Origin of the sequence: Halobacterium sp. GSL-19 (assembly GCF_016917855.1) — an archaeon.
GTDB lineage: Archaea > Halobacteriota > Halobacteria > Halobacteriales > Halobacteriaceae > Halobacterium > Halobacterium salinarum.
In genome coordinates this window covers 966,303-979,048 of sequence record NZ_CP070377.1, presented here as the reverse complement: position 1 = coordinate 979,048, position 12,746 = coordinate 966,303, and the positions used below count along the sequence as shown (strand labels likewise).

12 protein-coding genes and 1 tRNA gene are annotated in these 12,746 nt (G+C 69.9%); 5 read left to right on the top strand and 8 right to left on the bottom strand.

Going from position 1 to position 12,746, the window contains the following annotated elements; all coding sequences use genetic code 11:
* Positions 1-48 precede the first annotated feature (48 nt).
* Genes JT689_RS06950 through JT689_RS06940 form a run of 3 tightly spaced genes read right to left on the bottom strand, consistent with a single transcriptional unit; the run spans position 49 to position 2,197 of the window.
* The gene (locus tag JT689_RS06950; protein WP_010903004.1) at positions 49-483 is read right to left on the bottom strand and encodes a hypothetical protein; all 435 of its coding nucleotides are present in this window, start codon (positions 481-483) and stop codon (positions 49-51) included.
* A gap of 42 nt (positions 484-525) precedes the next feature.
* Positions 526-1,533 (bottom strand): DUF5784 family protein, encoded by a 1,008-nt coding sequence (locus JT689_RS06945; RefSeq protein ID WP_205251864.1) that lies wholly within the window; start codon positions 1,531-1,533, stop codon positions 526-528.
* Positions 1,534-1,573: 40 nt separating this feature from the next.
* Positions 1,574-2,197: a hypothetical protein gene (locus JT689_RS06940; RefSeq protein ID WP_012289318.1), complete on the bottom strand. Its 624-nt coding sequence runs from the start codon at positions 2,195-2,197 to the stop codon at positions 1,574-1,576.
* A 105-nt stretch (positions 2,198-2,302) separates the two neighbouring features.
* On the opposite strand from JT689_RS06940, the gene JT689_RS06935 reads away from it, so the two are divergent.
* From JT689_RS06935 to JT689_RS06920, 4 genes are all read left to right on the top strand, one after another.
* Positions 2,303-2,387 (top strand) — tRNA-Leu (locus JT689_RS06935).
* Between the two features lie 148 nt (positions 2,388-2,535).
* Complete coding sequence (locus JT689_RS06930; protein WP_010903001.1) at positions 2,536-3,336, top strand: inositol monophosphatase; 801 nt, start codon at positions 2,536-2,538, stop codon at positions 3,334-3,336.
* Positions 3,337-3,372: 36 nt separating this feature from the next.
* Positions 3,373-3,822 carry an Lrp/AsnC family transcriptional regulator gene (locus JT689_RS06925; RefSeq protein WP_010903000.1) on the top strand — a complete coding sequence of 150 codons (450 nt, stop codon included), beginning with the start codon at positions 3,373-3,375 and terminating at the stop codon, positions 3,820-3,822.
* Positions 3,823-4,023: 201 nt separating this feature from the next.
* Positions 4,024-4,188: a hypothetical protein gene (locus JT689_RS06920; protein WP_205251863.1), complete on the top strand. Its 165-nt coding sequence runs from the start codon at positions 4,024-4,026 to the stop codon at positions 4,186-4,188.
* Between the two features lie 54 nt (positions 4,189-4,242).
* Here JT689_RS06920 and JT689_RS06915 read toward each other — a convergent pair whose 3' ends face one another.
* From JT689_RS06915 to btuC, 5 genes are all read right to left on the bottom strand, one after another.
* Entirely contained in the window at positions 4,243-5,889 is a 1,647-nt protein-coding gene (locus JT689_RS06915) for a sensor histidine kinase (protein WP_229373433.1), read from the bottom strand.
* 2 nt (positions 5,890-5,891) lie between these two features.
* On the bottom strand, positions 5,892-7,655 hold the full coding sequence (locus JT689_RS06910; RefSeq protein ID WP_229373432.1) for a PAS domain S-box protein: 1,764 nt from the start codon (positions 7,653-7,655) through the stop codon (positions 5,892-5,894).
* A gap of 136 nt (positions 7,656-7,791) precedes the next feature.
* Positions 7,792-9,222, bottom strand: a complete 1,431-nt coding sequence (locus JT689_RS06905; RefSeq protein ID WP_205251861.1) for a hypothetical protein — start codon at positions 9,220-9,222, stop codon at positions 7,792-7,794.
* A 49-nt stretch (positions 9,223-9,271) separates the two neighbouring features.
* Positions 9,272-10,468, bottom strand: a complete 1,197-nt coding sequence (locus JT689_RS06900) for a heme ABC transporter ATP-binding protein (RefSeq protein ID WP_136361471.1) — start codon at positions 10,466-10,468, stop codon at positions 9,272-9,274.
* Positions 10,465-11,574 carry a vitamin B12 ABC transporter permease BtuC gene (btuC, locus tag JT689_RS06895; RefSeq protein ID WP_205251860.1) on the bottom strand — a complete coding sequence of 370 codons (1,110 nt, stop codon included), beginning with the start codon at positions 11,572-11,574 and terminating at the stop codon, positions 10,465-10,467. Before btuC ends, JT689_RS06900 begins: the two co-directional genes overlap by 4 nt.
* A gap of 59 nt (positions 11,575-11,633) precedes the next feature.
* On the opposite strand from btuC, the gene JT689_RS06890 reads away from it, so the two are divergent.
* Positions 11,634-12,743: a PGF-CTERM-anchored ABC transporter substrate-binding protein gene (locus JT689_RS06890; RefSeq protein ID WP_205251859.1), complete on the top strand. Its 1,110-nt coding sequence runs from the start codon at positions 11,634-11,636 to the stop codon at positions 12,741-12,743.
* Positions 12,744-12,746: the final 3 nt, after the last annotated feature.

Here is a 12,746-nt window from a genome sequence, read left to right as displayed (position 1 = left end):
GTCAGTGGTGGGGCGGCCTCGGGTAAGAACCCTCGGAAGCCCGGCGGGTCAGTGGCCGTGCGCGTCGTCGTCAGTGACGTGGGTGCGCTCGCGGTGCCGGACGTACAGTGCAGCGACGCAGACCGAGAGCGCGACGATGCCGAGCCTGACAGCCGTGTCCACCGGCGGGTCCGACGGCAGCCCCCCGTCGACCGCAGCGAGCAGTCCGACGGTGACGAACACCGCGACGGCGATCCACGTGAGAACGGCGGCCACCGCGAAGTCAGTGAGCTTCGCCAGCGGCCAGTCACCCGCAACAAACGGGTACGCGCCGCCGAGAGCAACGACGAACGCCACCGATTTGACGACCCAAGTGGACAGCGGACTGCCCAGAAGGTGATTCACGATGGAAAGCGGGAGCCCAACGACGACTGTGATGGAGAGGAACGCGGACAGCACGTCACCGGTCGCAGCGAGCACGCCACCGGAGCGACGGCGGGACATACCCAGCGCTGTGACCGCCAGCGACAGAACGGCTCGGGTGGGTCAGTCGAACTGCGGAAGCGAAAGCGGCACCGACCCCTTGGTGTACCCCTCGACGCGGCCGCTGGGCCGCAGCCGGAACACGACCGCCGGCCGGTGGCGGACCTCGGGCCGCTCGCCGCGAATCCGACGCCACTCGTCGTCCGGGAACGACGAACAGTCCACGACCAGCACCGCACCGCCGCCGTGCTCGCTGAGCTGGCCGTCGGTCTTCGTCGCCGCCGTCTCCCGGACGGCGGCGATGGGGGTGCCGGCCGCACGATCGCTGGTTGGCACCGGCCGTGTGACCTCCACGAGCACGCCCTGCTCGCCCTCCCGGTCGGCGCGGAAATCGAGGCTGTGACCCGTCGTCACCTCGATCTCCGGGGTGACCTCGTAGCCCGCCTCCCCCAGCAGCCACGCGGCGTGGAACTCGCTCATCGCCGCGCTGGCCCGGGGCACGTCGAGTGTCTCCGAGGTCCCGAGCTTGCCCGCCATCTCGTGGCGGTGGTCGTCGAAGACACCCGTCTTCAGGAACGACTCGTAGAACGCCAGCGCGTCCTGGAAGTCGGCGTCCGGAAACCCGGCGGCGTGCTCGCGGAAGAACGCCCGCGTGGTCCGGCGGCCGTCCTTCGAGCACAACACGGACAGGAAGAACCACGACACGTACGGGTACGCCGCCAGCCAGGGGGCGTGCTGGTGGAGCTCCGCAGTGAACTCGCGTTGGGCCCACCGACTCACCGCGAACGGCGCGTCGGCAAACGACCGCTTGTCGGTGCGCCACAGCGGCGACGGTGTTTCCGTGTTCCCCAGCCACCAGCCGCCGGGCGTGTCGTCGGCCGGCCACGCGAACAGTGCGGTGTCGCCCGTGTCGACGTCGAAGCGCCGTGCCTCGTAGCCCGACGGCTGCGCGAACCAGGGCGTGTCCGCTGACGCACCGAGGTTGGCGTCGAGCTCTCGGTGGAGCGCGTCGGTAACACGGTCGGTACTCCAGCGCTCCCGGGACCGCCGGAACCGGAGTGGCTTCGCCACGGTCGTCGTATGCTGTCCCGTGTGTTAGCGGTTTCGACGGTTACTCGACGCGTTGCTGGAAGGCGTTGCCCTTCCAGCGGAACACGGCACCGTACTCCTCCCACTCCTCGCGCTCTTCGAGCCGGTACTGGGCGAACGACGGGTTCCGGATGAGTTCGAGCTCGGAGACGTGGAGCCGAACCGGCTTCAACAGCGCGCCGAACGGCGCCGTCGTGCGCTCGGTCTGGATGTCGTTGTCGTCGGGTTCGAACGTCGGCCCCTCGATCGGGTCGACGGTGACGCTCCCGAACTGGTAGCGCTGCCAAACGTCGTAGTCGCCGTACGGGACGGTGTCGGCCGGCGGGCTGTCGCGGACGACTTGGAGTTTGAATCGGCGACACTGTGCGGGCTCTTCGGTGACCCAGATCAGGCCCCGTGCGTGCAGCTTCAGCGCGTGATCGCCCATCACACCGCCGTTGACAACGTACTCGCCGGAGGTGTATTCGATGCCATCCAGGCGCACGTCCGAGAGCGTTCCGTCGAAGTACCGCTGCTCGCGGTACTGGAACGGCAGCCCGGTCTCAGCCGCGCGTTCGATCGTCGGCCGAGCGCGGTCCGGAAGCGTGTCGTCTTGGTCTTGCCCCCAGTTCGACCGCGTTTCGTTGGGATCGATCCAGGCTGTCACTGGACGGTCACAGTAGACCATTGTCATCGTCCATGATAAATCCTTCACCCGAACCGACCAGATTCGCAACGACTAAACAACTACCTCGCCGAAAGCTGAATGCGTGCGAGGGTAGCCAAGCTCGGCCAACGGCGACGGACTCAAGATCCGTTCTCGTAGGAGTTCGAGGGTTCGAATCCCTTCCCTCGCATCGCCGGCGCACACTGTGCGCCGCGGGATGCGGGAAGTCCACGGGACGGACTTCCCTCGCAAAACACACTGTTACACGCCACCAGCGACAGCCGCAGTCGCTGACCCAGACCGACGGCTCTTTGCACCGGGCGACCCCTGCTGGTGGCATGCACGACACCGACCGCGTTTCGGTCGCCGAGCGGGCGGCACGCACGGGCGGCGCGGTTGCGCTCGACGCGTTCCGAACCGGCATCGACGTCGAAACGAAATCCGGGAAGACGGACGTCGTCACGGAGGCCGACCGCACCGCCCAGCGCCGCGTCGTCGACGTGATCGACGCCGTCTACGACGAGGACACCATCGTCGGCGAGGAAGCCGACGCGCTGAAGACGGTGCCCGACGCCGGCGCCGCCTGGGTGATCGACCCGATCGACGGCACGAACAACTTCGTGCGTGACACCCAGCTGTGGGCGACCGCGGTCGCCGCGGTCGTGGACGGCACCCCGGTCGCGGCGTGTAATCGGTTCCCGGCGCTCGAAGACACCTACATTGCGGGCGCTGACGGGGCCACGCTGAACGGCACGCCGATCTCGGTCAGTGAGAAAACCGACCCCGAGACGTTCGTGGTCGCGCCCACGATCTGGTGGGATTTCGACCGCCGCGACGAGTACGCCGCCGCCTGCGCCGCGATCGTCGAGCGGTTCGGCGACATGCGCCGGTACGGCTGCGCGCAGGCCGTGTTGTCGATGGTCGCGAGCGGCCAACTGGAGGCCACGATCACGAACGTCGTCGCCAATCCGTGGGACAGCGTCGCCGGCGTCCATCTGGTTCGGCAGGCGGGCGGCGTCGTGACCGACATCGACGGAACGCGTTGGACGCCGGGCGCGACCGGGCTCGTCGCGTCGAACGGGACCGCACACGACGCCGTGTTGGCCGCCGCCCAGGAGATCCGCGCTGCGGCCGAGTAGTAAGGTATTGGCGTTGGCACCGTCTACCGCGGACACATGGATGTAGACGACACGGACCGCGAGATCCTGCGCGCGCTGCAGGCCGACGCCCGGAAGCCGTTCAGCGAGATCGCCCGCGAGATAGACATGTCCTCGGCGACGGTGCATGACCGCGTCAGCCGCCTGGAGGAGGCGGGCGTGATCCGCGGCTATCACGCCGACGTCGACCCGAAGGCGGTCGGGCTCGGAACCACCGCGTTCGTGGGGCTGCGCGTCGAACAGGGCCGGGAGGACGAAACCCTCGACCGGCTCACCGGCATCGAGGGTGTTCGAGAGGTCAACCTCACGACCGGCGAGTGGGACGTGATCCTGCGTCTCGTCGCCGAGGACACCGACCATTTGCGCGCACTCATGTTCGAGGAGATCGCTGACATGGACGGGTTCGCGCGCTCCCAGACGATGGTCGTGTTGGGGACCGAGTACGAATCGCCGGAACTGCCGCTGTGAACGCACGCCCGGCGGCAACCGCTTGTCGGGCGACGTACCGGCCGCGCGTTCGGACCAGCGCCTGCCCCACGGCGGGCGTCGAGCGTGCGCGATCACCCCCACGGCTGTGGTGTCGTCTGCGCCGTCGATGGCGGGTTCGATTTCGCGTCGCCTAGAGCAAATTCCGATACGTATATGACATGTTGTTTCTGACCGTACAGTATGGTCGAATTGTGCGATGGGTGTATCGATCACCTCGAAGCCGCACTCCAAGCCACTGACCACACGGAGAAGAACTACCACATCCGGGAGGTGTTACAGGCCTGCGAGACCGCGGAGTTACCGCCCGATCAGACGGTGGAACTGGCACGACTGAACGACACCTAGGGCGTCCGATGGTGCGTGCCGGATCGCCCGCGGTGGCGACCCCAGCGGGCGCGGTCACGCGGTGTCGTCGCGCGCCGGCAGCCTGATCGTGACGACGGACCCCTGGGGCGTGTTGTCCTCGAAGTCGAGGTCGCCGTCGGAGTGGGTGACCGCCCAGTAGACCAGCCAGAGCCCCAGCCCCTGGCTGTGGTGCAGCGCGTCGATGGCGTCGTCGCCGTTGAGCACGCGACGTTCCATGCGTGGGATGCCCGGCCCGTGGTCGGAGACGGTGATCCGGACGTGATCCATGCCCTCGGTGGCCGTGGGCTCGGAGACGGAGACGCTGACCTGCGGGGCCGTGCAGTCGGCGTGCTGGATCGCGTTCGTGACGACCTCCTGGATCGCCGTGCCGATCTGGGGGACGGCGGCGGCGACGGCGGTCGGGGGCGTGTCGACTGTGAGGTCGGCGTTCGGGGCGTCGGCCTGCGCGCGCTCGACGACGGTCTCCGTGATGCGCGCCACGTCCAGGGGCTCGGGCGTGGTGTCCGTGTCCAACACGGCACTGATCGCGCGTTCCTTGTCGGCGGTTTCAACCAGGGAGTCACACCGCGAGATGATGTGCGCGGCGTGGGCGGCCGCCTCGCCGGTGGCGTGGCTGGCGACGAGTTCCGCGCGGCCACGAACCACGTTCAGTTCGTTGCGCAGCGTGTGCCGCAGCACGCGATCGAGGACGTGCAGTTGGCGGGCGCGTTCGCGGTTCTCGGCCACCGACTGGTCGATGGTGTCGCTCATCTCGTTGAACCCGGTGCCGATGCGCTCCCATTCGTCGGCCCCGCCGACGTCGACGTGGGTGCCGTACGCGCCGTCGCGGAGCGCGCGGAACCCGTCGATCAGGGCTTCGACTTGCGCGAGGTTGCGGCGGTAGTTCCACCAGCCGAACACCGCGATGACCGCGAACACGCTGATCACGCTCCCCGTCTGGAGGAGCGTGAGCCGTTGGATCGTCGGCCCGATGACCGCGCGGGACTCGGAGACGGAGACCACCCAGTCGGCCTCCGAGAGGGGGGCCGTGTGGGTGGTCACCGACCGGTTCGGCGACGGCGGACGGTGGTAGATGTCCGCGCCGCCGTCGGTGGTGACCGTGACACCCGACGAATCCGGGAGGTCCGACCGCAGCAGATCGAACGCGCCGGTCTCCGAGAGGTACACCGCGCCGTTCAGCGTGGCGACGATGTCGCCGTCGCGGCGGACCGGCGTGCTCACGACGACGACGTTGGTGCCGGTCTCCGCGGGAACCGGGTTGCTGATGTAGGTGGTGCCGGCGAGCGCGCGCTGCACGTACCTGCGGTCCCCGAAGTCGGAGCCGACGACGCTGGCGGCGTCCGACTGTGGCGCGGCGAGCGCGGTCATCGTGCCGTTCGCTGCGATCACGGATGCGCCGGCGAACGCGGAGTTGTTGACGAGCGCCCGGAGGGCGGATCGCTGTCTGGCGGTGCCGTGTGCGCGAACGCCGGGGCGTGTGGCCCACAGTTCGACGGACTGCTCGTGGGTTTTGAGTTGGGCATCCAGTTCGGTCCTGACGAGCGCCGTGTTCCGTTCGACAGTGGTCGTGTGCTTGTCGACGACGGCGTTCTGGTAGGCCTGGAACCCCGCGTAGGTCGCGCCGCCGAGGACGAGCGCCGTCACCACGAGGATGACCGCGAAGAGGGTCTGAGAGCGCACGGTTACGGCCCCGTGCGGAGCGTCACCGAGAACACCGCGCCGGTGGGGTCGTTGTCCGACACCGTGACACGGCCGCCCACGGAGTCCACGAGCGTGTCGACCAGATACAACCCCATGCCGGTGCCGTCGCTGTCCAGTCCGGTTTCGCCCTTGCCGAAGATGGCGTCCTTCTGCGCGTCGGGCACGCCGGGGCCGTTGTCCGCGACGTGGATCGTGGCCGTGTTGTCGTCGGTGCAGTCCGCCGACACAGTGACTTCGGGGCTGTCCTGGTCGTTGTGCTGAATGGCGTTTTTCAGGAGGTTGCGGAACACCGAGTCGAGCATGTTGTTGCCGTGGACCGTGACGTCCGGGATCGAGCCGTCGACGGTCACGGCCGCACTGGGGAACGACGACCGTACTTCGGCCAACTCGGCCTTCAGCGTCGCGCGCAGTGACATGACGTGGTCGGCGTCGGGGTCGGTGAGCATCACGTCCGCGATGTCGCGGGCGGTCTTCGTCAGCTCGACGGCGTGGTCGGCGCTCTCCAGGACGCGTTCGATGTAGTCGGCGTGTTCGCCGTCGAGTTCCCCGGCCAGCATGTCGGCGTACGCGAGCACGAGCTGGAGGTCGTTGCGGATGTCGTGGCGAAGCACCTGATTGAGGACGTCGAGGTTGTCGCGTTGCGTCTCCAGGCGGGCCTCGTAGTCGGCGCGCTCGGTGACATCGACCACGATCGAGAACAGCACGGTGTCGGTGTCGAGTTCGATCGGCGAGGAGTGGATCTCGACGGTTCTGCGCTCGCCGTCGGCCAGCTCGTGTTCGAAGACGAAGTGGTTGCGGTCCCCCTCCTCGGCTTGGCCGCGGTGGGTGTCGAGGGCACCACTGGGCAGCGTGTTGAGGTCGGTCACGGTCATGCCCGTGAGTTCGCTGACCGAGTAGCCGTAGAACGCCGCGGCGGCGTCGTTGGCGTTCTGGATGCCCCCCGAGTCCGGGTCGATCAGCAGCATCGGCGCGGAGTGGTGTTTGAACATGCGGCGGAACCGCCGCGCGCGCTGGCGAAGCTCGGTTTCGAGTTGGCGGCGCTCGGTCACGTCCCGGATGGCGCCATCGACCACGGTGGTGCCGTCGTGCGTGACCGTGACCGCCGTGAGCGTCCCCCAGACGGTGTTGCCGGCCAGCGTTTCGAGTTCGAGTTCGGTCTCCGTGACGACGCCGTCGGCGCGCAGCGTGGCGACGATCTCCTCGCGCGCCGCCGGGGTTGCGTAGAACTCCGTGGCCGGGCGGCCGCGGAGCGCGGCCTTCGACGGGGCGTCGGCGAACGCCACCAGCTCGTCGTTGACGCCGAGGAGCACCCCGTCCCCGAGGCGGGTGCGAAACGAGCCCACCGGGAGGGCGTCGAGAATGCGCTCGTGGTGCGCCCATTCCATGCCGGATTCGGGCGCAGCGACCACCACGAGCGCCGTCGCGGGCGCGTCCTGGTGGGCAGCGTTGAGGCGTGTGGCGTCGACGGTGACCAGCCGGCGGTCGGTGTCCGCGCCGGCGAGCACGACCCGGGCGTGCGTCCGGGTGGCGTTGCCGGCCGCCACCGCGTCACAGAAGCGATCGAGGTCCGAGGCGGTGTCCTGTGGGGCGAACGATCTGATGGGCGCTCCGACCGGGTCGGCAACGCCGGTGAGCTCGCTGAACGCCGGGTTCGCGAACGTGACGGTTCCATGCTGGACGACAACCACGGGGTCCGTGACGGCGGCGAGCACGTCGGCGTACGAGTGTGGTGGGGTGTGTGTCATCGGTGGGCACCTCGCCGGGCAGCTGTGTCGTGTTCGACTGTGGAGGTCGGGTGTCATAAACGGCGTGCGTTCGTTTCGCGGGGTGAGAAGTGGCGCCGGCGCCGACCACCACGCGTGATCGGCGGGAGGTGTACGGTCACCGATGGTGGGCCGTGGCTGTCGTGGTGGCTGCCGGAGCGAGCGCGCCGTTCAACGGCGGGAGCGGGCCGCGAGCGGGCTGGCCGATGGGTGCCGATCCGGCGGGCGAGTCCAGTGGGGCGGGGCGAGCGGTCGGGGGCCACATCGACGGGGCCGTCGGGGATGTCGTGTCCCGCTTCGTGGCCGCCGCGGCGTCGTCGTCGCCGGCTGCCGCCACGGCAGCCACCACGTCCGCGTTCGACACCGGCTGTTCGCGGTCGTTCAGCCGCCGGAGGACCGCTTGCCCGTCCGCCGTCCGGTCCGTGGCACTGCGGACGCGGCGGTCGAGCGCGCCCCAGACGAGCGCGCCCTTCCGGTAGTTCGCGCCGACAGCCCACGTCTCCGGGGTGGACAGCACGGCGCTGCGCCACGGCTCGTCGGCGCCTTTCGCGATCGTTCGTCGGAACGCGGCGTTGGTCGTGGCGTTGAGCCGCAGCGACAGCAACGCGGCGTAGTACTGGGCGGTGGCTTCGATGGTCCACCTGGCGGAGGCGGTCGTGTCGTACGCCTGGCGCGTGTGGACGTATTCGTGCAGCCAGACGTTCGTGGCGGTGTTGAGCCGTTCGTCGGCTCCCACCCAGGCGTCACTGCCGCCGTACTCGACGCCCCGCGGCCCGAGGAGCGGCGCTCGTGGGGCTGCCAGGAGCCAGACGTGATCGTCGCGCCCGCCGACCTGGAGGCGGCCTGCGGCCGCGGTGACGGTGTCCAGGATCGCCGCCGGCGGTTCCACGAGGCCGGCGCGCTCGGGGGTGACGAGCGTGATGGTCTGTCCGTGAGCGGTGCGCGTGCGCTCGATGACCGGCCCGAGGTAGGCGATTTCGCCGCCAGTCGCGCCGGGGCCGTCGACGGAGACCGATTCCGACACCGAGACGGACACGTCGTCGGCGTCCGACCACCGCCAGCTGGTCCGCACCGTGGGCACCGTGACGAGTGCCCAATCGCCGGCGTCCACGAACGAGTACTCGCCGGCCTGGTGGCGCTCGTCGCTGGGCGGCGCGGCGGCGCTCTGGTTGGCGGTGACCGTTATGCGAAGCGTTGGTGCGTCCTGCCGGCCGGTCCACTCGTAGCCGTCGGTGCTCGGGTCGAATCCACTGGCTGACACGCGTGTCGTGCGGTTCGGCGGGGACACCGAGAGCTCGGTCACGGAGGCGGGGATGTCGTAGGTGACTGTGGCGTCGATGCGGCCGGGTTCGTCCGGCGTCTTGGAGAGCACGACGGATTTGTGGATCGTCTCCGAGTGGGGTGTTGCGGCGCCGTTGGCCGTCGCGGGCGGCGCTCTGTCTGCACCCCGGTCGGCCGTATGTTCGAACACTGCCGGCTGACTGGCGACCACCGCGGCCGTCACCACGACGGTGATGCCGGCCAGCCTGATGGCTGCCGTGCGATCCATGTCCACGTAATACGTTCCCAATACGCATAGCTTGTCCGGCCGTGACCGCCTACACCCCGTCCGACGGTGTGTCGGCAAGTGCACCGACTGCGGACACGACAGCGTCGCAGGCCACGAGCCTGTCGGCCCACTCCGGAGCACCCGCCGCGTCGCCGACAGCAAGCGTCGGGACGGCGTCGGTCAGCAGGCCCCGAACGCCGGGCCGGGCCGCGGCCGCAACCGGCACCGCGACACCGTCGGCGGCCGCGATGTCGGCGCGGGTCGCCGACGCGGCGGTCGTGTCTTCGAGGCGAGTGAACGGCGCGACGCTGGTACACGGACAGCCAACGCGGCGTGCGGTTTCGTGGTCGGTGTCCCCCTCGACGACGGGGCCGACGCTCACGGAAGCGCCGGCGGAGACGAGGCGGCGGACGACCGGTGTGGCGCTGTCGCCGCCGCCGACGACGTGCACGCTGGTGTCGGCGGCCGCGGACGTGCGGTCGGGAAGCGGGGTCACCGTCACTGCGCCCGTCGCGGGGTCCGTGCCGACGGCAACCCTGGCGTCGAAGGCCGCCCGGATGGTGTCGGGCGTGAGCACGCTGCGGGGCGCGCCGGCGTCGTGCACGCGCCCGTCAGCCACCACCACCAGCTCATCGCAGTATCGCGCCGCCAGATCGAGGTCGTGGATCGCGGCGACCACAGCGCGGTCCTCGCTGTCGGCGAGGTCACGAACCACCTCCAGCGTCCGGATCTGGTGGTTGACGTCCAGGCTTGCGGTTGGTTCGTCCAGCAGGAGGACGGGTGCCGCCTGGGCGAGCGCGCGCGCCAGCAACACGCGTTGGCGCTCGCCGCCGGACAGCGAGGTCACGTCGCGGGCGGCGAACTGCGCGACGCCCGTCCGCGCCATCGCGCGGTCGACGACCGCCGTGTCGGTGTCGGTCCCGAACCGCGTCGTGTGGGGGTGGCGTCCCATCTCGACGACCTGTCGCACGGTGAACTCGAACGAGACGCTGGCGTCCTGGGGGACGGTCGCGATGCGGCGGCTGGCGGCCGCCGAGGACAGCGCGTGGACGTCGTCGCCCGCGACCAGCACCGTCCCGGCGGTCGGCGTGATGAGGCCGTTCATGGCGCGCAGCAGCGTCGACTTGCCCGCGCCGTTGGGCCCCACGACGCCGACCAGGTGGCCGTCCCGGATGGACGCGTGGACGTCGTCGAGGATGCGGGTGCCGGCCAACTCCACGTCGAGGCCGGTGACGTCGAGGGTCACAGCGCGCGCACCTCACGGTCGCGCAGCAGGTACAGGAAGAACGGCGCGCCGATCAGGGCGGTGATGATGCCCACCGGTGGTTCGGTGGCGGTCGCGCGCGCCACGGTGTCGGCGGCAACGAGGAACGCCCCCCCGGTGAGCGCGCTCACGGGCAGCAACACGCGGTGGTCGGGGCCGACAACGAGGCGGACCGCGTGGGGGACGATGAGGCCCACGAACCCGATCGCGCCGGCGAACGAGACGGCGGCCGCGGTGACCACGCTGGCGACCGCGAGCAACAGGCGTTTCGTTCGGTCCACGTCGACGCCCAGCGTGTGGGCGTCCTCCTCGCCGGCCAGCAACACGTTCATCTCCCTGGCGTACGCCAGCAGGACGGCGCTGCCCACCACCACGACGGGGAGCGCGGCCTCGACGTCGTGCCAGCGGCTGCCGTGGAGGGTGCCCATCAGCCAGTACATCGCGGGCCGGATCTCGCGGCCGGAGTTGACGACCAGAAAGGAGGTGACCGCGCCCAGGAGGGTTTGGACGGCGACGCCGGACAGCAGGAGGGTGGCGGTCGGCGTGTGGCCGTTCTTGGTGGCGATGGCGTACACGGTGAACGCCGCGATCAGCGCGCCCGCGAAGGCCGCGGGCTGCACGCCGATGACGACGACCGACGGGAGGGTGATGGCGGCGACAGCACCCACGGCGGCCCCGCTGGAGACGCCGACGATCGACGGGTCGGCCATGGGGTTCCGGAAGAACCCCTGTAGCACTGCGCCCGAGATCGCGAGCGACGCCCCGACGGTTGCCCCGAGCACGATCCGCGGCAGCCGGATCGTGCCGACGATCACCTGGGCGGTCTCCGGAACGCCGAACTGCAGCGGGGCGGCGTACGCGATGGTGAGCGCCGGCCACGGCAGCCCACCGCTGACGACGGGCACGGCGTGCGTGTGCATCGTGACGGACGCGCCAACCGGCACCGCAAGCTCGGTGAGTGCGGCCATCGCAACGGTGCGCAGCGTGATCGGTTCCGGGCCGATCGTGGCGCTCACAAGCAGCACCGCGACGAGCAACACTCCGGCAGCCGCCGACCACGCCACCGCTCTCGCGGACACCTCACGCATTGAACCCAAGCGTACTTTCGGTAGTCAAATATTTATTGTGGTCGCGAGACCGGTGGTGTATGCATCGGGGCCGCTTCGCCACCCTCGTGATCGTGGCGCTCGCCGTGACGATGGTCGTTCCGGCGGGCGCGTTCGCGCCACAGCCGCCAGCACAGCACGCCGACGCCGACCGGGCGTGCTCGTTTCCGGTCACCGAACCCGACGCCAGCAACACCGCGATCACACTCGACAGCGAGCCCGAGCGCGTCGTCACGCTGAACCCCAGTGCGGCACAAACCATGTGGGAGCTCGGCGACCGCGACGCCGTCGTGGGCGTCTCCCAGTTCGGCACGTATCTGCCCACGGCCAGCCAGCGCACGGTCGTCTCCGGCGGCCAACCCTCGCAGACGAACGTCGAAGCGGTCGTCGGCCTCGACCCGGATCTGGTGCTTGCGCCGAACACCGTCCGCAACACCACGGTCACGCGGCTCCGGTCGGCCGGCATCACCGTCTTCCAGTTCCGGGCCGCCACGAGCATCGACGGCGTCGTCGAAAAGACCGCCACCATCGGCCGGCTCACGGGCAACTGCGCGGCGGCGGCCGCCACCACCGCCGAGATGCGGGACCGCGTCGCCGCCATCGCGGACGCCGTGCCGGACACCGATTCCGCGCGGCCCCGCGTCTACTACCACCTCGGTGACGGCTACACCGCCGGCCCGAACACGTTCATCGGCGCGGCCATCGAGGCGGCCGGCGGCCACAACATCGCCGCCGACGTGAACACCACCTCACCGTACCCACAGCTCTCCGAGGAGGTCATCGTCTCCCAAGACCCCGACGTCGTGGTGACCGGCGTCTCCGCGGACCGCCTCGACGCCACGGCGTCCGCGCTCGTTGCGCCGTCGTCGGTCGTCCGGAACACCACCGCGTACGCCACCGGCAACGTGGTTGCGGTGAACACAAACCACATCAACCAGCCCGCGCCGCGGATCGTGGAGCCGATGGCGCGGATGGCGAACGCGTTTCACAACACCACCATCAACACGACGCTCGACGCACAGCCGTCGGCGACCACGACGGCGGCATCGACAACGCCGCCCACCGACGCAGCGGACGGCACGGCACCCGGATTCGGGGTCGCAGCCGCGGTGTGCGCGCTGGCCGGCGCTGCGCTCGTCGCACGCCGGTAGGCC